The organism is Enterobacter cloacae complex sp. P17RS, assembly GCF_014895885.1.
Classification (GTDB): Bacteria; Pseudomonadota; Gammaproteobacteria; order Enterobacterales; family Enterobacteriaceae; genus Enterobacter; species Enterobacter bugandensis.
This window is the reverse complement of record NZ_JADBQK010000028.1, coordinates 62,292-81,863: the sequence shown is the minus strand read 5'-3', so window position 1 is coordinate 81,863 and position 19,572 is coordinate 62,292. Positions and strand designations below refer to the sequence as shown.

Here is a 19,572-nt window from a genome sequence, read left to right as displayed (position 1 = left end):
TCTCGTTTGGTTATTGCGCGCCAAGAACGGCCTCGACACCGTTAACATAGCTTTCAATGGCATACACGTTGCAGACATTCTGGTGCGCGGCTGCGGCGAGCCGGGCGCGCAGAGCAGGATCCTGCCAGATATTATCCAGATGTTGAGCAAGTTGCGACACATCGCTCCACGGGAACAGCAGCCCGGTCGACTCATGGTCGATCAATTCTGCCGTGCCGGTTACCTTTGAGCCAATCACCGGGATATTCAGCAGCATTGCCTCCAGCACGACGCGGGGCAAACCTTCGCTCTTCGAAGCCAGAATAAACGCGTCAAAGGTGGCGAGATAGTCAAAAGGCGTGTTCTGGAAACCGGTAAAAATGACGTGCTCAGCAATCCCCAGCGCGTCAGCCTGCGCCGTCAGCGCGCCGCGTTCAGCCCCTTCACCGACCAGCACCATCTTCCATTTTGCCTGCGGGTGCTTCTGGTTGAACTGGGCCAGCGCCTCCAGCGTATGGTGGTTGGACTTGCGAGGGATAAGCGACCCAATGCTGCCGAACACAAAGGTGTCGTCATCGATGTTCAGACGCTGGCGCATCGCGCGTCGGTCAGGTAAAGGCTGGTGGATGTCGATGGCATTATTGACCGTCGTACACAGCTCGGGCCGGACGCCATGCTGAAGAAGCACGCGTTCAACACCGTGCGAGACGGCGATGATTTTTGTGGCATGTGCGTTGACCAGCTTCACCAGCGGTGGAGTCAATACAGGTTCAATGCGACAGTGCTGAATCAACCGCGCCTGCAGTTTCGCTGCCGCGAGATAGCCTTCCTCATTTGAGCCGGGTTGGTTATTCATATAGAGCGTATCGAAACCGCCCTCCATGAAAAGCGTCTCGATTTTGCTGACGTTAGGCCTGATTCGCCACAGGATATCCACGTAACGAGTCAATGCCTTACGGGCGCTGCGTGAGAAAAACAGCAGGCTACGTCCCGCTTCCTTCAGTAATTTGGCCCAGAGCGGCTGCTGACGCTGAGGGATCACGATGAGCGGGATCCCGATGCTGTTGAGCACCTGACCAATCGTCTCACCTTCAGCGCGGCTATAATCACTGTAAAAACAACACGTAATATCGAATTTATCGCGATTGATCCGCTTCAGGAGCTCAAGCATACTGTTGGTGCCTCCCCCCCATTCTTTACCCGTATCCAGGAGGAGAATTTTACTTTTGTGCGGCATGTCTGAATCCGTGTGCTACCCTTCATCTGACTGCATTATAAAGAATCTGTTGAAATAAAATAGATTTTTCTATTTTATTGCACTTCAGAATTAGACAAAACGTCATGCGTGCTTATTTGAAAAGTGTGATTCAGGACTTTAATCATCTCCACTCATTTATATAGTATTAATCATATTCATTTATGCTGTTGTTGAGAGTGGAAACATGTTTAAAATAACGATCTGCTTATTAACGTTTAATTCTGAAAGATTATTGCACGATGTTATTCCGCCTCTTTTAAAAATAGCGGATGAGATCGTCGTTGTAGATTCAGGCAGTACGGACAAAACACGTTTTATTTGTGAGAGCTATGGACTGCTCCCTGTCTATAAAAAATTTGGCTGGCATGGCGAGCAGATGAATTATGCCATATCCTTAGCCAGCAATGACTGGGTCCTGTGCATCGACAGTGATGAAATTCTTGACCAGGAAACAGTTGATGCTATTTCAGCGTTAAAAGCAGGTGATGAGCCTGACCCCGGAACGGCATGGCGAATATGCCGCCACTGGTTTGTTCTGGGTAAAGAAGTCCGGACGATCTATCCTGTTTCATCCCCTGATTACCCTGTACGTCTTTTTAACCGTAAACAGTCCCGATTTAATAACAGACCGGTAGACGATCAGGTGGAAGGTTTTCTCCGTTGTGAATGTATTCCGGGCTATGTAAAACATGATACGTTTCCCACTCTGCATGAGCTTTTTAACAAATTAAATTGTTATACAACCCGTCTGGTACAATATCATAAAATACGCCCCTCTATCGGGCGCGGCATCATCAGTGCCATCGGGGCTTTTTTTAAATGGTATTTGTTTAGCGGCGCCTGGCGTCAGGGTAAAGTGGGAGTGGCGACAGGACTGTATGCCACAGCCTACAGCTTTTTGAAGTATTTCAAATCCTGGTATTTGCATCAGGAGAAAAAAGAGCCCGTTGCGAATGAGCAGACGGGCTCTCAGATTGCGAAATAAGCGTCAGGCTTTCTTGCCCCATCCCTGCCACTGCTGCTGGACGTATTTCACCAGCGTACTGTTACTGATGCTGTCTCCGATGACAGAGAAGACGCGGGTCGCGTAGACCGGTTCTAGCGGCTGCTTCGGTACACAGCGCTTCACGCCGCGGAACGGGTTACGCGGTGCCGTCGGGACGGGCTGCGCAGAATTCGGCGTAGAGGTATCCACCTGCGGCTCGTTCAGCAGATCGCTCGGGCGTACCAGCGTGATATCGGCAGGTAAGGTCGGCAGCATTTGCTGTAAAACGCGAACGGTAGACGGATGCGGGTGCCCGATGGCAATCGCCGAACCGTTACGGCGCGCCAGCTGTACCGCGCGGTTGAACTGCACGCGGATATCCGCTTCGTTCTGGGAGTCGTCCAGGAAGACTTTGCGCTTAATGACCTTCACACCCGTACCCTGAGCGGCACGCATCGCCTGGCTGTTGCCAATGGTCATGCTGTCGAGGAAATAGAGATTGTAACGCTCCAGCGCCTGCATCACCTTCAGCATACCGTACAGGCTGGAGGTCATCGCGCTACCCATATGGTTGTTCAGACCCACGGCATACGGCACCTTGTTGTAGGCGTCGCGGATGATGCGTTCGATCTCATCGCTGCTCATATCCGGGCGCAGGGTGTCTTTTTCCAGCGGCTGCTTGCTGAGCGGTGCCATCGGAAGATGGATGAGGACCTGGTGGCCGCTATTGTGCGCTTTGGTCGCCATTTCATGCGCGTGAGGCGCATTCGGCAGGACGGCGACGGAGATGGCTGACGGCATCGCCAGCACCTGATTTTCATAGTGTGGTCGATAACCGAAGTCATCAATCACGATGGCGAGTTTACCTGCATATACCGGTGCAGCCAGCGCCAGTGCGCTGACGACGGAGAGAACCATTCGACGAAATTGAAGCAAAACTTATCTTCCCAACCACGGCTGTGGATTGACCGCCTGACCCTGACGACGAATTTCGAAATAGAGTGACGGGCGGCCCTGACCGCCACTGCTGCCCACAAGGGCGATGGGTTGGCCGGCGCGCACCTGGGTGCCGACGCTGACCAGCGCGCTCTGGTTGTAGCCGTAAAGGCTCATGTCGCCTTTACCATGCTCGACCACCACCACCAGCCCGTAACCCTGCAGCCAGTCGGCCAGAATCACGCGGCCATCGGCGATGGCTTTTACTTCGCTACCTTCAGACGCACCGATAACGATCCCTTTCCAACGTAGCTCACCCTGCAGCTGTTCGCCATAGCGATGCAGAATAGTGCCGCGAACGGGCCAGTAGGCCTGGCCGCGCGGGGAACCCAGACCGCCGGTACGCGACATCAGGGAGCGTTCGCTTTCGCTTGGCTTGTAGGTGGTCCCTTTGCGGGAGGCTTCCTGCTGCTTGTCGCGAACCGCCTGCGCCTCGCGGGCCTCTTTTTCGGCGCGCGCCTTCGCTGCGGCTTCCGCACGGGCAATGCTGTTACGCAGTTTTGATTCGTTGGCGCGCATTTCGCTCAGCTGGCTCTGTCCTGCCTGAATGGAGGACTCAAGACCCGACAGCGTTTTCTTGCGTTCGTTACGGGCCTGCTCAAGTTTCGCCTGCTGCGCTTTTTGTTCGTAGAGCAACGTCTGCTGCTGGCTCTGCTTCTCTTCCAGCTCCGCTTTTTGGGTGGAAACCTCTTCACGCGTCTGCTTCAGCTGTGCAATGGTCTCCTGACGCGCCTGGTTCAGATAGCCGAAATAGGCCTGCAGACGCTGGCCGCGCTGGCTCTCTTCACCGCTGAGGATCAGCTGGAGTCCGGTATGCTCACCCTGGCGGAATGCGGCATCCAACTGTGCTGCGAGGTTGCGCTCCTGCGCATCACGCTGGCGCTCCAGTTTGGCAATCGACGCATTCATCTCGTCGATCTGTTTGTTCAACTGGGTGAGGGTGTTTTGCGTTTCACGGAGTTTACGTGCGGCAGCGGAGATGGCCTCTTCCTGCTGCTTAAGCTGGGCGAGCAGGGTGGCGCGCTGCTGTTGCTGCTGGCGTACCGCACGCTCTTTGGCGGCGATATCGGCCTGAATGGATTTCAGCTGGTCGCGGTCATCCGCGTGGGCGGATGCGGCGCACAGCAATACGCCAGCGCTGAGTGCGCTGGCGCAAAGCAGAGGTCTGACTGATAGCCTAAGCGGCTTCACGACCCATGTGATTGAAAAAATCGCCTTTCCCCTCATGGGGAGCGATTATTCCACGATGAACAGCGGCTTACCAGTCATCTCTTCAGGGATCGGCATACCCATCAGCGACAACATGGTTGGCGCGATGTCGGAAAGCTTACCGCCTTCTACTGCTTTCACTGATTTATCACCCACATAAATCAGCGGAACAGGCAGGTTGGTATGGGCGGTGTGCGCCTGACCGGTTGCCGGGTCACGCATCTGCTCGGCGTTACCGTGATCGGCGGTGATCAGCAGCTGGCCGCCAACGGACTCAACCGCTTTCGCAACCTGCTCAACGCAGTGGTCCAGCGCTTCAACCGCCTTCACTGCCGCTTCCATTACGCCGGTATGGCCGACCATGTCGCCGTTCGGGTAGTTACAGATGATGGTGTCGTACTTGCCGCTTTCGATGGCCGCGATCAGTTTTTCAGTCAATTCCGCAGAGCTCATCTCTGGCTGCAGATCGTAAGTCGCGACTTTCGGCGAATTGATCAGAATGCGCTCTTCGCCTTTGAACGGCTCTTCAACGCCGCCGTTAAAGAAGAAGGTCACGTGCGCGTATTTTTCCGTTTCGGAAATACGCAGCTGCGTTTTGTCGTTCTTCGCCATCCACTCACCGAAGGTGTTAGCCAGCGAGGCTGGTGGGTAAGCGCAAGGGGCGTTGATATCTGCCGCGTATTCGGTCAGCTGGATGAAGTCGATGTTCACCACTTTCTTACGGGCAAAACCGTCGAAGTCGCTGTTGACGAACGCACGGGTGATTTCGCGCGCGCGGTCAGCGCGGAAGTTCATAAAGATCAGCGCGTCGCCATCTTCCATTGCGGCATCGGCCTGGCCTTCAGCGCGGATCACGCTCGCTTTCACGAATTCGTCGTTTTCATCACGCGCGTAAGCGGCTTCCAGCGCTTCAACCGCAGTCGGGAACTGGAATTCCCCTTTTGCCAGAGTCATCAGGTCATAGGCCTGTTCAACGCGATCCCAGCGGTTGTCGCGGTCCATAGCGTAGTAACGGCCAATGATGGAGGCCACGCGGCCTTTGCCCAGCGCAGCGAATTTGTCTTCGAAAGCTTTCAGGGACCCTTCTGCGCTGCGCGGTGGCGTGTCGCGACCGTCCAGGAAGGCGTGCAGGTAGATTTTTTCCGCACCGCGTTCAGCGGCCAGTTCAACCATCGCCATGATGTGATCTTCGTGGCTATGCACGCCGCCTGCGGAGAGCAGACCCATGATGTGTACCGCTTTACCTGCCGCAACGGCTTTATCAACCGCACCGCAGAGAACCGGGTTAGCGAAGAAGGTGCGTTCTTTGATTTCGACGTCCAGACGGGTCAGATCCTGATACACGATACGACCCGCGCCGAGGTTAACGTGGCCAACTTCGGAGTTGCCCATCTGGCGATCAGGCAGGCCCACTTCCAGACCGGATGCGTCAATCAGGGTATGCGGACGTTTTGCCCACAGTGCATCCATGACCGGGGTTTTTGCGTTGAAAATAGCGTTATCCTGGCTGTCTTCACGGTAGCCATAGCCATCCAGAATCACCAGTACCATAGGTTTTTTAGAAACCGACATTGCAACAACCTCATGCTCAAGAGTCAAAATTTGCGTAATTTTACTACAGCTGAATCGATCAAATAGCCGCAGAAGATCAAAGAAAACGCGGGGGCAAGATGCTGACCGGACCATTTTGAGGCATTTTTTTAGGTGGCATGCCGCAGAAAATGGATTAGGTTATGGTCGCTGGCTGTATTTGCCAGAACGCACAGGTATACTCCTGTCCTGGTTTTTTTATCACTTAGTCGGGAGTAGTTACCCTCCATGCAAGAAATTATGCAATTCGTTAGCCGCCATCCGGTACTGAGCATCGCGTGGATTGGCCTGCTGGCTGCTGTGCTGTTCACCACATTTAAGAGCCTGACGTCTAAGATTAAGGTTATCACCCGTGGTGAAGCGACGCGTCTGATTAACAAAGAAGATGCCGTCGTTGTCGATCTGCGTCAGCGTGACGATTTCCGTAAAGGTCACATTGCCGGCGCAATCAACCTGTTGCCAGCTGAAATCAAAGCCAACAACGTTGGTGAGCTTGAGAAACACAAAGCCCAGCCCATTATCGTTGTGGATGCGACCGGTATGCAGGCGCAGGAATCTGCCAGCGCGCTTTACAAAGCGGGCTTCGAAAACGTAACGGTACTGAAAGAAGGGATTTCCGGCTGGAGCGGGGAAAATCTTCCTTTGGTTCGCGGTAAATAAGGAGTTCAGTCATGGCCAATATTGAGATCTACACCAAAGCGACGTGCCCGTTCTGCCACCGTGCGAAAGCGCTGCTGAGCAGCAAAGGCGTCACGTTCCAGGAACTGCCAATCGACGGTGACGCGATCAAACGCGAAGAGATGATCCAACGTAGTGGTCGTACGACGGTTCCGCAGATTTTTATTGATGCGCAGCACATTGGCGGCTGTGATGACTTGTATGCGCTCGACGCCCGTGGTGGACTCGATCCGCTGCTGAGCTAAGAGACTTTAGGACAATTAAAAAGGGTATTTCCATGTCAGAACAAAACAACACCGAAATGACTTTCCAGATCCAGCGTATCTACACCAAGGATGTCTCTTTCGAAGCGCCAAATGCGCCGCACGTTTTCCAGAAAGACTGGCAGCCAGAGGTTAAACTTGATCTGGATACCGCATCCACCCAGCTGGCGGATGACGTGTATGAAGTCGTACTGCGTGTGACCGTGACCGCCTCTCTGGGCGAAGAAACTGCATTCCTGTGCGAAGTACAGCAGGGCGGTATCTTCTCCATCGGCGGCATCGAAGGCAACCAGATGGCGCATTGCCTGGGTGCATACTGCCCGAACATCCTGTTCCCGTATGCCCGTGAATGCATCACCAGCCTGGTTTCTCGCGGTACATTCCCGCAACTGAACCTTGCGCCAGTGAACTTTGATGCGCTGTTCATGAACTATCTGCAGCAGCAGGCTGGCGAAGGTGCCGAACAACATCAGGATGCCTGATGAGCACTGTTAATGCGTCAATGACTGTGATCGGTGCCGGCTCATACGGCACCGCTCTTGCCATCACGCTGGCAAGAAATGGTCACGACGTGGTCCTGTGGGGCCACGATCCAAAACATATCGCCACGCTGCAGCGCGACCGTTGCAATGTGGCGTTTCTCCCGGACGTTCCGTTCCCTGACACCCTGCACCTGGAAAGCGATCTTGCAACCGCGCTGGCGGCCAGCCGCAACATTTTGATTGTGGTGCCAAGCCATGTCTTTGGCGACGTGCTGAATCAGATCAAGCCGCTGATGCGCCCGGATGCGCGTATCGTCTGGGCGACCAAAGGGCTGGAAGCGGAAACCGGACGTCTGCTGCAGGACGTTGCCCGCGAAGCGCTGGGGGATGAGATCCCGCTGGCGGTCATCTCCGGGCCGACCTTTGCCAAAGAGCTGGCTGCGGGCCTGCCGACGGCGATCTCGCTGGCATCCACCGATCAGGCCTTCTCCGACGATCTCCAGCAACTGCTGCACTGCGGCAAGAGCTTCCGCGTCTACAGCAACCCCGATTTTATCGGCGTGCAGCTGGGTGGCGCGGTGAAGAACGTGATTGCCATCGGGGCCGGGATGTCTGACGGTATTGGCTTTGGCGCCAACGCGCGTACGGCGTTGATTACCCGCGGCTTAACCGAGATGTCCCGTCTGGGCGAAGCGCTGGGTGCCGATCCGGCCACTTTTATGGGGATGGCGGGTCTGGGGGATCTGGTGCTGACCTGTACCGATAACCAGTCGCGTAACCGCCGCTTTGGCATGATGCTCGGACAGGGCAGCGATGTAAAAAGCGCGCAGGAGAAGATTGGACAGGTGGTGGAAGGCTACCGCAATACCAAAGAAGTCCGTGAATTGGCGCACCGGTTTGGTGTCGAAATGCCAATAACCGAGGAAATTTATCAGGTATTGTATTGCGGAAAAAATGCGCGCGAGGCAGCATTGACCCTATTAGGTCGTGCGCGCAAGGACGAGCGCAGCAGTAACTAGTCGGAACCGTTGTCACCTGAATGACCCAGCCAGCGCAGAACTGGCTGGTCATTAACTATCGTCTGGAGTAAGCAATGCCGTGTGAAGAACTGGATATCGTCTGGAATAACATTAAAGCCGAAGCCCGGGCGCTGGCCGACTGTGAGCCTATGCTGGCCAGTTTCTATCACGCGACGCTACTCAAGCACGAAAATCTCGGCAGCGCGCTGAGCTATATGCTCGCCAACAAGCTGGCTTCCTCGATCATGCCCGCGATTGCGATTCGTGAGGTGGTGGAAGAGGCTTACGCCGCTGACCCGGAAATGATTGCGTCTGCCGCCTGCGACATTCAGGCCGTACGCACGCGCGATCCGGCGGTGGATAAATATTCTACGCCGCTTCTCTACCTGAAAGGCTTCCACGCGCTGCAGGCGTACCGCATTGGCCACTGGCTGTGGAATGAAGGCCGCCGCGCGCTGGCGATCTTCCTGCAAAACCAGGTTTCCGTGACGTTTCAGGTTGATATTCACCCGGCGGCGAAGATTGGCCGCGGGATCATGCTCGACCACGCCACCGGGATCGTTGTCGGGGAAACGGCGGTGATTGAAGACGACGTCTCGATCCTGCAGTCGGTTACCCTGGGCGGTACCGGGAAAACCAGCGGCGATCGCCACCCGAAAATTCGTGAAGGGGTGATGATTGGCGCGGGGGCTAAAATCCTCGGCAATATCGAAGTCGGGCGCGGCGCGAAGATTGGCGCAGGGTCGGTTGTGCTCCAGCCCGTGCCGCCGCACACCACCGCCGCTGGCGTACCGGCGCGCATCGTTGGTAAGCCAGACAGCGATAAGCCGTCCATGGATATGGATCAGCACTTCAACGGCATTCACCATACCTTCGAGTATGGTGACGGCATTTAACCTCTGAGAATGGCGCCCGGGTAACCCAGCTGGCGCCAGGCTTCATACACCACCACCGACACCGCGTTCGACAGGTTCATGCTGCGGCTGTCCGGCATCATCGGAATACGGATTTTCTGCTCAGCGGGCAGGGCATCGAGGATCGTGGCCGGCAGGCCGCGGGTTTCCGGGCCAAACATCAGATAGTCACCCTCCTGATAGCTCACGGCGCTGTGCGCTGGCGTGCCTTTGGTGGTCAGGGCGAACATGCGCTGCGGCTTCTCTGCTTCCAGAAACGCGGCGTAATCGTGATGGCGAACCACGGCGGTAAATTCATGGTAATCCAGCCCCGCGCGGCGCAGGCGTTTGTCGTCCCACGTAAAGCCCATCGGCTCAATGATGTGCAGACGAAAACCGGTGTTGGCGCACAGGCGGATGATATTGCCGGTGTTCGGCGGAATTTCTGGTTCGAATAAAACGATGTTAAGCATGCTGCCCCCTTAATTGCGGGGGGCAGAATAGCAGAAAAGAGAGGAACTACGCGACGCCGGGTTCCTGCGAGCGGCTGTACAGCATTTTGTAGACGGTTGCCGCCGCGGCCAGCAGGGCGGGCACGCTGAGGATCATTAAAATACTGTCTGCCTGCCACTGCATGGAAAGAAGCTGGGCGCTGGTCATGGTGCCCGCCACGCCGCCAAAGCGGCCGATCCCCTGCATCCAGGCGATGCCCGTCGCGCGGCACTCGGTAGGGTAAAAGGTGGCGGCCAGGGTTTGCATGCCCGACTGCGCGCCGTTCATCGCGATCCCCATCAGGAAAATCAGCCCGCCAAACAGGGCGATATGGTTATGCTCAAGGCCAAGCAAAAGAATCAGGCCCATCGTCAGCACAAAACCACCTGCGACCACCTTGTGCGCTTCCCAGCGGTCCATCATCCAGCCCGCGAGCAGAATGCCTGCGGTGCCGCCGAAGGTAAACAGCGAGGTGAGCCAGGCGGATGCCGCCAGGGCATAACCCATCCCCTGCATCAGCGTCGGCATCCAGCTAAGCAGGACGTAGTAAATCACCAGCCCCATAAAATAAGTCACCCACAGCATCAGGGTGCCGGGTAGCCAGGGCATGGAAAACAGCTGCCCCACGCTTCCTTTTTTAGACGCGGCTTTCTCTTCCGCCAGGAAAAAGCCCGTAACGCTCTCCAGCGTACTGCGGCTGAACCGGCTGGCAATGCGGCGAACCTGCGCGACGTCTTTCCCACGCTGCACCAGAAACTTCACCGATTCCGGCAGCAGCAGCGCCAGCAGCACGGTCAAAATCAGCGGCGCAATCGCGCCGGTCAGCAGCACGCTTCGCCAGCCGTGGTGGGGAATTAGCCAGGAAGAGATCGCACCGCCGCCCGCTGCACCCAGAGGGAAGCCGCAGTACATGGTATTAATCGCCATGGCGCGGCAGCGCTGGGGGGCGAACTCTGAGATCAGCGTGATGGCGTTTGGCATGGCGGCACCGAGCCCGAGACCCGTCAGAAAGCGCCAGAGTGTCAGGGTATTCAGGCTTTGCGCCCAGGCCGTCCCCAGGCTCGCCAGGCCGAAGAACAGGCACGAAAAGACCAGCACGCGCTTGCGTCCCATCCGGTCCGATACCGGACCTGCAATAAGGGCTCCCAGCGACAGCCCCAGCAGCGCCGCACTCAGCACTGGCCCCAAATCCTGTTTATGTATTCCCCACTCCGCCGACAGCGTAGGCGCGATGTAGCCCATCGCTGCCGTATCAAAACCATCGATCGCCAGAACCAGAAAGCCCAGCACGATAAGAAGCCAGTGAAACCCTGAAAAAGGACTCTCGTCGATCACCTGCTGAATATCCACCTTACCTGAATAGGTCATACGCTCCCCTCCGATGTGATGTTGTTTTTGTGTTCTTGTATTTGCTTGTCTATACAATTGCGAACGGGAGGGATGTGTCAAATTTTCTTATCCAGAATGTTACGCAGGTGTTATTTTCGACAAAAAAAGCGCCCGAGGAGGAAATCGGACGCATGGGAAAGGTGGGGTAACGGGAGAGGATTAGGCCGCGTCGCCATGTGACAGCGGAGCCAGCGCCGCCGGCAGTTTACTCAGCTCCTGCACCAGCGAATCCTTGCTGATTTCACTGATCGACTTCGCGCCGGTCAGGGTCATCGCCACCTTCATCTCTTTCTCGATCAGGTTTAGCAGATTTGCCACGCCCGCCTGACCGGCCGTCGCCAGGGCGTAAAGATATGCGCGGCCCAGCAGCACGCTGTCGGCGCCCAGGGCAATCATGCGCACCACGTCCAGCCCGTTGCGGATGCCGCTGTCGGCCAGAATGGCAATATCGCCTTTCACCGCATCGGCAATGGCCGGCAGGGCGCGGGCGGAAGAGAGCACGCCGTCGAGCTGGCGTCCGCCGTGGTTAGAGACCACAATTCCATCCGCGCCAAAACGCACCGCGTCGCGGGCATCTTCCGGATCGAGGATCCCTTTGATCACCATCGGGCCATCCCAGAATTCGCGGATCCACTCCAGGTCTTTCCACGAGATCGACGGATCGAAATTGTTCGCCAGCCAGCCGATGTAATCCTCCAGCCCGGTCGGTTTGCCAAGGTAGGCCGAGATATTCCCCAGATCGTGCGGACGGCCGTTCAGGCCGACGTCCCACGCCCACTGTGGATGCGTTACCGCCTGCCAGTAGCGGCGCAGGGCGGCATTCGGGCCGCTCATGCCGGAGTGGGCATCACGGTAGCGCGCGCCGGGCGTGGGCATATCGACGGTAAAGACCAGCGTGGAGCAGCCCGCCGCTTTGGCGCGCTCCAGGGCGTTACGCATAAAGCCGCGATCGCGCAGGACGTACAGCTGGAACCACATCGGGCGCTTGAGGGTCGGCGCGACCTCTTCAATCGGACAGACCGAGACGGTAGAAAGGGTAAACGGAATGCCTTTGGCATCTGCCGCGGCGGCGGCCTGCACTTCGCCCCGGCGGGCGTACATGCCGCATAAGCCGACGGGCGCGAGCGCGACGGGCATGGAGAGCGTTTCGTTAAACAGCTTCGTCTCAAGGCTCAGGTCAGACATATTCTTCAGCACGCGCTGGCGCAGGGCCACTTCTGACAGATCCTCCACGTTGCGGCGCAGGGTGTATTCGGCATACGCCCCACCGTCGATGTAGTGGAACAGGAACGGCGGCAAAATGCGCTGCGCCGCGGCGCGGTAGTCACTGGCTGCTGAAATAATCATGCTTTGTTCTCCCTGGAAATATCACTGTCGCCAGGCAGACGGGTAATACGCGCCTGTCGGGCCTGGTCTTCATCAAATCGTTTAATGGTGGTGTGCACGAAGCCGAGATGCGCCATCATCGCCTTGCGCGCGGCTTCGGCATCGCCGGCCAGAATGGCGTTGAGCACCGCCTCGTGCTGTTCGGTCAGCTGGGCAAAGACCGGCGGGACCAGATACATACGCTGGCGGCTCTGCTTCACGGAGGATTGCAGCAGGTCGAAGAACCCGCGCATGGTCTGGAGCAGCACCACGTTGTGCGACGCCTCGGCGATTGCCAGATGGAAACGCACGTCCGCCTGGGAGGCGATGTCCGGGTCGCTGCTTTGCGTGGCTTCGAAGCAGGCTTTGAGCTTCTCTTTGTCGGCTTCGGTTGCCCGCATCGCTGCGTGCCATGCGGTACTGGTTTCGATGGCGTGACGCGCTTCTAGAATGTCGAAGCTGTAGTCCGGGTCGTTTTCCAGCAGCGTCTTCAGCGGCTGAACGATGTTTTGCTCGGACCAGTCGTCATGCTGCCAGCGCACAAAGGTGCCGCCGCCGCGACGGCTCACCAGTACGCCTTCGCTGACCAGCGTCGCCAGCGCCTCGCGCAATGAGTTACGCGATACGCCAAGCTGGGCGGCAAGCTGGCGCTCGGCGGGCAATTTCATGCCCGCTTCCAGCTGTTGTTCTTCAATCAGCGCCCGCACGCGAGAGGCAATCTCGTCGGACAGGCGTCTGGGCATCACTATCATGGGATCATCCAGGTTAAGACATAGGCCTGCAGGGTGGTGATCACGCCCACCATGCAGGTGAATATCAGGCTGTGTTTCACGGTAAAGCGGAACAGGTCCGACTCTTTGCCCACCAGTCCCACCGCCGCGCAGGCAATGGCGATGGACTGCGGGGAGATCATTTTGCCGGTCACGCCGCCGGTGGTGTTCGCGGCGACCAGCAGCACGTCCGACACGCCAATCTGCTGCGCAGCCGTCGCCTGCAGGGCGGCAAACAGAGCGTTAGACGAGGTATCTGAACCCGTCAGGAACACCCCCAGCCAGCCGAGGAACGGCGAGAAGAAGGTGAATGCATGCCCGGTGTGCGCCAGCGCTAACGCCAGCGTCGACGACAGGCCGGAGTAGTTCGAGATAAACGCGAACGCCAGCACCATGCCGATGGAGTAGATCGGCAGCATCAGCTCTTTAATCGTTGCCGCAAAAGTCTGTACCGCGGCGGCAGGCTTCATGCGCAGCCACACCACGGAAAGGAGTGCCGCAAACAGGATGGCGGTCCCGGTGGCGGAGAACCAGTCAAACTTAAATACTGCCGCATACGGCGTGGCGTCGTGCACCACCGGCGGCATACGGGCAACCATCTTGTCGAGGAACGGCACGGAGATGTTAATCACCATGTCGTATAGCGCGCCGCCGGGAGCGAACAGCGCTTTAAACGGCGGTATGCTCCACAGCGTCACGGTGGCGGTCAGGAACAGGAACGGCGACCATGCGCGGACGATCTGTCCTGCGGTATAGCCCGTGCGGGCGAGGGTCTGATCCACATGCGACGCGCCCATGTCCGCAAAGCGGAAGATACGCACCGGCTGCCAGCGTTTCAGGAACAGCGTCAGACAGACCAGCGACACCAGGGAAGAGATAATGTCCGGCAGTTCCGGGCCGAGGAAGTTTGAGCTGAGATACTGGGCAATCGCGAACGAACCGCCCGCTACCATCACAGCAGGCCAGGTCTCCTTCACGCCGCGCCAGCCGTCCATAATCGCCATGATCCAGAACAGCACGATAATGGTCAGGAACGGCAGCTGGCGGCCAACCATCTGGCCGATCTCAAAGCTGTCCAGCCCGGTCACCTGGCCCGCGACCAGAATCGGAATCCCCATCGCGCCAAACGCCACCGGTGCGGTGTTCACAATCAGGCACAGGCCAGCGGCGTACAGCGGGTTAAAGCCCAACCCGACCAGCAGCGCGGCGGTGATCGCCACCGGTGCGCCGAATCCTGCCGCGCCTTCAAGGAACGCCCCGAAGGAGAAGCCGACAATCAGCATCTGCAGACGCTGGTCCGGGGTGATGGAGAGAATCGACGAACGAATGATGTCGAACTGCCCGGTCTTTACAGAGATTTTATAGACAAAGACCGCGGCGATGATGATCCACGCAATCGGCCACAGGCCGTAGAAGAAACCGTATACAACGGAGGCCAGCGCGCGGTCAACCGGCATTTTGTAGAAGAACAGCGCCACCAACAGGGCGATGGCAACGGTGTACGTCGCGGCGAGGTAGCCCTTCAGCTTGAGCTTAATCAGCGCAAAGAAGAAGAACAGGATCGGTAGCGATGCGATCAGGCTCGACAGCCAGATATTGCCGGCCGGGTCGTAGTTTTGTTGCCAGAGGCTCATGCAGGTCTCCTGGGGACCAGACAGCCTGTGCTGCGGGTGAGTCTCCGCTCAACTCTGCGTCACAAACTGTGTAAAGGTGGTCCTGCCAATATTGTGTTGTAGGGTTAATGACAATGAATAGTTAACCAGATGTTATGGAGTGGCAATGGTTTTGTGAGCGGAAATGATGGAATTGTGAACCGGGGGAGGATTGATTGCGCTATTGGTTGGACCAATTCACGCGAAGGGGAAAAGAACAGGCCGGGTAAGCGCAGCGCCACCCGGCATGAAATCAGAATGCGGTCTTACAAAAACCCGTCATCTCTTTGAGGCCCATTTCGCGGCCAAGCTCAGTCATCGGGTGTACCACCACCAGACCACGGACGCTTTTCTTCAGCTTGCCCATGTCGGCCTGCTCTTTTTTGGTGATCGCGCGGCGGTGCGGCATGTTCATCAGCTTCTGCGCTTCTTTGCTCAGCTTCTGGCCTTTCACTTCGCGCAGGCGCTCGATTTCCGCTTCCAGCTTCGCGGACTCTTTTTCCAGCTCGGCATATTTCTCGGCGGAATCAACCAGAGACAGGCCAGCCATCTGGTGACGGATCAGATCCAGACGGTCGCTCAGGCGTTTAATTTCGTTCTTTTCGACTTCTTTCATGACAATTGACTCTAAATCGGGGGAATTACAGGGAAGGATACACCAATGTGAACGGGCTTACTTCTGAAACGCTTTTTTTAAGCTGATTTTAGAAATCAGCTCAGTCAGGGAGAGGACCATAGTGGAACGGACAACCTGTTGATAGCGCAGCTTTTGCATCGCGTACAGTTCAGGGTCGCTGTTATCAAAATGGGGAGCAGGAGGCAGGGCGGTGACGCAGTGCAGCTCGCCGAACGGCCCCAGGATTTCATCATCGGTAAAAGTGTACTCATTACCGTCATGATTGAGTTCTTCGCGCAGCGCCATTAACAGTTCAGCGTCTTCATACTCCTGGCGGTTGAGCACGCCAAGACCATAAATCAGCTTCAGACGCACCGACAGATCGCCCAGCGGTCCGTCTCCGTCCAGTAACGGTTCTACAGCGTACTTTACCGCGTAGTCGTCTTTGCGAAACACCTGAAGCACCAGGATATTCACCGCCTCGGTTAACAGCTCGACGGCGGCAATCAGGAAACTTCGTACGGTTTTGCCAGCATTCAGACGCTCAAGCACACGATTTTCAAAGGCCTGGGTTTGTTCCATTATTGCCTGCATATCTGACAATCTGTTATTCGGGCGCAGGCTTACCTGCGCCGGATTCTGCATCATTTGGTTGCGTTGTATGCGTTAACCGCCTCCGCAACCACGTCGCTGCTGGCGTCCAGACCGGAAATCTGCGCCAGCGCAGCCTGCGCCCCTTTGTCATCAATCAGCTGAGCCAGCTCAATCGCCTGCGGGTCCTGCTCGCTGCGGTAGTGCATCGCGGCAGCAATTCCTTTCACCAGGTTGGCGTGCGGCAGACCGTATTCCAGCGTACCCAGCAGCGGCTTAATCAGGCGGTCGCCCGCGCTCAGCTTACGCAGCGGCTGACGGCCCACGCGCTCAACGTCATCTTTCAGATACGGGTTTTCAAAACGACCGAGGATTTTCTGGATGTATGCTGCGTGTTTATCAGCATCAAAACCGTAGCGTTTGATCAGCACCGCGCCGCTCTCTTCCATTGCCCCTTTCACCACCGCGCGGATCTGCTCATCGAGGATCGCGTCGCGAATGGTCTGATGACCGGCCAACTTTCCGAGGTACGCGGTTATAGCATGCCCGGTGTTCAGCGTGAAGAGTTTGCGTTCGACAAATGCCATCAGGTTATCAGTAAGTTCCATTCCCGGAATGGTCGGCAGCGCGCCCTTGAACTGAGTTTTATCGACGATCCACTCGCTGAAGGTTTCAACAGTGACTTCCAGCGGATCGTTGGTGGCGGATTCGGAAGGCGGAACGATACGGTCTACAGCGGAATCCACAAACCCGACGTGCGCTTCAACCCAGGCTTTATCTTCCTCAGCCACGGCCGCCATAACGTGGCCTTTCAGCTGCGTGGTGCCGCGCACCATGTTTTCACAGGCGATGATGTTCAGCGGTGTTTCAATGCCCTGTGCTTTACGCTTCGTCAGGCCTTTCGCGACCGCAGGAGCAATACGTTCAAGCACCACCGGACCCACGGCGGTGGTCACCAGATCAACGCTGGCGATCAGGTCAATCACGTCGTCGCCGATGCTGCTGACCGCGTTAACGCCAGAGACGGTTTCAACCTGTTCGTTTTCACCCACCACATGAACCTGATAGCTATGACGGGCATTCAGGGCATCCAGAACCACCTGATTCACATCGGCGAATGTCAGGGTAATGCCCGCGTCTGCCAGCAGTTTACCGATAAAGCCACGACCAATATTACCTGCGCCAAAATGTAATGCTTTCATAGTGTTAACCTTCATCAATGTTTTTACCCGAGAGGGCTGGGGTGAGGAACGTTTCCCCCTCACCCTAGCCCTCTCCCCGAAGGGGAGAGGGAAGAGGCGCTGCTATTTGTTGAGCAGGGCCAGAACTTCTTCAACGCTTTCAGTTTGTGCCAGACGCTCGATGACGGACTCATCATCCAGCGCGTTGGTCAGGCTGGTAATCACCTGAATATGCTCGTTGTTGCGAGCGGCGATACCAATCACCAGACGGGCGATGTCGTCCTCTTCTTCACCGAAGCGCACGCCGTCAGGATACTGACAGAACACCACGCCGGTTTTCAGCACGCGGTCTTTCGCTTCAACCGTACCGTGCGGAACCGCGATGGATTCACCCAGGTAGGTTGGCGTCAGTTTTTCACGTTCCAGCATCGCGTCAACGTATTCTGGCTGAACGTAGCCGCCCTTCACCAGTTGTTCACCGGCAAAGCGAATCGCCTCTTCTTTGGTGCTCGCGGTACGGCCGAGGAAGATGTTCTCCGCGCCCAGCTTAAACAGGTGAGCGTTGCTCTCGTCAAAGCTGTCCTGCAGGCTGGTGCGCACCTTCACTTCGTTGTCTTCGTGACGCTGCGCGGCAACCAGACGTTCGGTCAGGCTGGTGTACAGGCCGCTGTCCAGGAAGTTGGTCAGCGAGATGTGCTGTGCCTGCGGTACCTGACGCATAGCGCGCTCGGTCAGATCGCGGTGCGTGATGACCAGGTCAACGTCCGGCGGCAGGTTGTTAATCGCGCTGTTGGTTACGGAGATGTTGGTCAGGCCCGCATCCTGCACTTTCTTACGCAGCACGCCGGCACCCATTGCGCTGGAACCCATACCGGCGTCGCAGGCAACGATGATTTTACGCACGTGGCTCAGGTCGTTAGAAACATCGCCAGCCGCCAGTGGGGTCGCACCTTTGGATTCGGCTTTCATGTCGTGCATACGACGGGTTGCCGCTTCGATATCGTCGTCTTCTTTCACCTTGCTGGTTTTCAGCAGGATAGAAGAGACCACGAAGGAGACCGCCATCGCCGCACAGATCGCCGCGATGTTCGCGAAGTACGCGCCTTTCGGCGTCATCGCCAGCACCGCCAGGATAGAGCCTGGAGAAGCAGGGGAGACCAGACCGCCGCCCAGCACGCTCAGGGTGAACACACCAGTCATACCGCCGAGGATAACGGCCAGGATCAGACGTGGGTTCATCAGCACGTACGGGAAGTAAATTTCGTGGATACCGCCCAGGAAGTGGATGATAGCCGCGCCGCCAGCAGACTGCTTCGCGCTGCCGCGACCAAAGAACATGTACGCCAGCAGAACGCCCATACCCGGACCCGGGTTCGCTTCAATCAGGAAGAAGATGGACTTGCCGAGATCGTGAGACTGCTGAATACCCAGCGGCGAGAAGATACCGTGGTTAATGGCGTTGTTCAGGAACAGGATTTTCGCCGGTTCAACAAAGATAGACGCCAGCGGCAGCATGTCGTGCGCCACCATGAAGTTAACGCCCGCCGCCAGCAGTTTGGACAGCACTTCAACAGCCGGACCAATGCCGAGGAACGCCAGAATCGCGAGGATCATCCCGATGATGCCCGCAGAGAAGTTGTTCACCAGCATTTCGAAGCCGGACTTGATCTTGCCATCAACCCAGACGTCGAATTTCTTAATCGCCCAGCCGCCCAGAGGACCGGCAATCATCGCACCGAGGAACATCGGCATATCCGCACCGACGATCACGCCCATGGTTGTGATGGCACCCACGACGCCACCACGGTCACCGCCCACCAGACGACCACCGGTATAACCGATGAGCAGCGGCAGGAGATAGGTAATCATTGGGCCAACAAGTTTCGCCAGCGTTTCGTTAGGCAACCACCCTGTCGGAATGAACAATGCGGTGATAATACCCCACGCGATAAACGCGCCGATATTTGGCATCACCATGTTGCTGAGGAAACGACCAAAGCTTTGAACTTTGATCTTGAAATCGGATGACATAAAACACCCCTTCTTCTGTTTACGCTTAGGCTTGCGGCCCGAGGTTTATTGTTAATGAGGCGGCAGAGGTAGCCGGACCCTGTTCTGATGCTGTGAAATCTGGCACTGAATCGTTCAACTGTCCAGATAGCGG

The 19,572-nt window shown here is 56.9% G+C and carries 19 protein-coding genes; 6 read left to right on the top strand and 13 right to left on the bottom strand.

Annotated features, from left to right (window positions below; all coding sequences use genetic code 11):
- Nucleotides 1-10: 10 nt before the first annotated feature.
- A complete protein-coding gene (locus tag IM265_RS19080) occupies nt 11-1,216 on the bottom strand; it encodes a glycosyltransferase (protein WP_193031563.1) in 1,206 nt (401 codons plus the stop codon).
- A 205-nt stretch (nt 1,217-1,421) separates the two neighbouring features.
- Here IM265_RS19080 and IM265_RS19075 point away from each other — a divergent pair, with 205 nt between their 5' ends.
- Nucleotides 1,422-2,222, top strand: coding sequence for a glycosyltransferase family 2 protein (locus IM265_RS19075; RefSeq protein ID WP_126818399.1), 801 nt, complete (start codon nt 1,422-1,424; stop codon nt 2,220-2,222).
- A 3-nt stretch (nt 2,223-2,225) separates the two neighbouring features.
- Here IM265_RS19075 and IM265_RS19070 read toward each other — a convergent pair whose 3' ends face one another.
- The 3 genes from IM265_RS19070 to gpmM are packed head-to-tail and all read right to left on the bottom strand — an operon-like array spanning nt 2,226 to nt 5,999.
- A complete protein-coding gene (locus tag IM265_RS19070) occupies nt 2,226-3,158 on the bottom strand; it encodes a divergent polysaccharide deacetylase family protein (protein WP_074147980.1) in 933 nt (310 codons plus the stop codon).
- 3 nt (nt 3,159-3,161) lie between these two features.
- Complete coding sequence (gene envC, locus IM265_RS19065; RefSeq protein ID WP_231940812.1) at nt 3,162-4,421, bottom strand: murein hydrolase activator EnvC; 1,260 nt, start codon at nt 4,419-4,421, stop codon at nt 3,162-3,164.
- A 33-nt stretch (nt 4,422-4,454) separates the two neighbouring features.
- Nucleotides 4,455-5,999: a 2,3-bisphosphoglycerate-independent phosphoglycerate mutase gene (gpmM, locus tag IM265_RS19060; protein WP_193031565.1), complete on the bottom strand. Its 1,545-nt coding sequence runs from the start codon at nt 5,997-5,999 to the stop codon at nt 4,455-4,457.
- Between the two features lie 246 nt (nt 6,000-6,245).
- Between gpmM and IM265_RS19055 the strand changes: the two genes are divergently transcribed.
- The 5 genes from IM265_RS19055 (at nt 6,246) to cysE (ending at nt 9,355) form a co-directional block, all read left to right on the top strand.
- Nucleotides 6,246-6,677, top strand: a complete 432-nt coding sequence (locus IM265_RS19055; protein WP_014882007.1) for a rhodanese-like domain-containing protein — start codon at nt 6,246-6,248, stop codon at nt 6,675-6,677.
- A gap of 11 nt (nt 6,678-6,688) precedes the next feature.
- Entirely contained in the window at nt 6,689-6,940 is a 252-nt protein-coding gene (gene grxC / locus IM265_RS19050) for a glutaredoxin 3 (protein ID WP_028015037.1), read from the top strand.
- Nucleotides 6,941-6,972: 32 nt separating this feature from the next.
- Nucleotides 6,973-7,440: a protein-export chaperone SecB gene (secB, locus tag IM265_RS19045; RefSeq protein WP_003860835.1), complete on the top strand. Its 468-nt coding sequence runs from the start codon at nt 6,973-6,975 to the stop codon at nt 7,438-7,440.
- Nucleotides 7,440-8,459: an NAD(P)H-dependent glycerol-3-phosphate dehydrogenase gene (gene gpsA, locus IM265_RS19040; RefSeq protein WP_045630251.1), complete on the top strand. Its 1,020-nt coding sequence runs from the start codon at nt 7,440-7,442 to the stop codon at nt 8,457-8,459. The genes secB and gpsA overlap by 1 nt, the downstream gene beginning before the upstream one ends.
- Nucleotides 8,460-8,533: 74 nt before the next feature.
- Nucleotides 8,534-9,355, top strand: a complete 822-nt coding sequence (cysE, locus tag IM265_RS19035; protein WP_008502718.1) for a serine O-acetyltransferase — start codon at nt 8,534-8,536, stop codon at nt 9,353-9,355.
- Here cysE and trmL read toward each other — a convergent pair.
- From trmL to IM265_RS18990, 9 genes are all read right to left on the bottom strand, one after another.
- Nucleotides 9,352-9,825 (bottom strand): tRNA (uridine(34)/cytosine(34)/5-carboxymethylaminomethyluridine(34)-2'-O)-methyltransferase TrmL, encoded by a 474-nt coding sequence (gene trmL / locus IM265_RS19030; protein ID WP_193031567.1) that lies wholly within the window; start codon nt 9,823-9,825, stop codon nt 9,352-9,354. The two genes, cysE and trmL, sit on opposite strands and share 4 nt — an antisense overlap.
- Nucleotides 9,826-9,871: 46 nt before the next feature.
- Entirely contained in the window at nt 9,872-11,212 is a 1,341-nt protein-coding gene (locus tag IM265_RS19025; protein ID WP_193031569.1) for an aromatic acid/H+ symport family MFS transporter, read from the bottom strand.
- Between the two features lie 180 nt (nt 11,213-11,392).
- Nucleotides 11,393-12,580 (bottom strand): FMN-dependent L-lactate dehydrogenase LldD, encoded by a 1,188-nt coding sequence (lldD, locus tag IM265_RS19020; protein WP_047363326.1) that lies wholly within the window; start codon nt 12,578-12,580, stop codon nt 11,393-11,395.
- Nucleotides 12,577-13,350 (bottom strand): transcriptional regulator LldR, encoded by a 774-nt coding sequence (gene lldR, locus IM265_RS19015; RefSeq protein WP_047366928.1) that lies wholly within the window; start codon nt 13,348-13,350, stop codon nt 12,577-12,579. The genes lldD and lldR overlap by 4 nt, the downstream gene beginning before the upstream one ends.
- A complete protein-coding gene (gene lldP, locus IM265_RS19010; RefSeq protein WP_045630254.1) occupies nt 13,347-15,002 on the bottom strand; it encodes an L-lactate permease in 1,656 nt (551 codons plus the stop codon). The genes lldR and lldP overlap by 4 nt, the downstream gene beginning before the upstream one ends.
- Nucleotides 15,003-15,273: 271 nt before the next feature.
- A complete protein-coding gene (locus tag IM265_RS19005; RefSeq protein WP_028015044.1) occupies nt 15,274-15,636 on the bottom strand; it encodes a YibL family ribosome-associated protein in 363 nt (120 codons plus the stop codon).
- A gap of 57 nt (nt 15,637-15,693) precedes the next feature.
- Nucleotides 15,694-16,284 (bottom strand): mannitol operon repressor MtlR, encoded by a 591-nt coding sequence (mtlR, locus tag IM265_RS19000; RefSeq protein WP_028015045.1) that lies wholly within the window; start codon nt 16,282-16,284, stop codon nt 15,694-15,696.
- Nucleotides 16,281-17,429 carry a mannitol-1-phosphate 5-dehydrogenase gene (gene mtlD / locus IM265_RS18995; RefSeq protein WP_032644949.1) on the bottom strand — a complete coding sequence of 383 codons (1,149 nt, stop codon included), beginning with the start codon at nt 17,427-17,429 and terminating at the stop codon, nt 16,281-16,283. Before mtlD ends, mtlR begins: the two co-directional genes overlap by 4 nt.
- 102 nt (nt 17,430-17,531) lie before the next feature.
- Nucleotides 17,532-19,439 (bottom strand): PTS mannitol transporter subunit IICBA, encoded by a 1,908-nt coding sequence (locus tag IM265_RS18990; RefSeq protein WP_028015047.1) that lies wholly within the window; start codon nt 19,437-19,439, stop codon nt 17,532-17,534.
- Nucleotides 19,440-19,572: the final 133 nt, after the last annotated feature.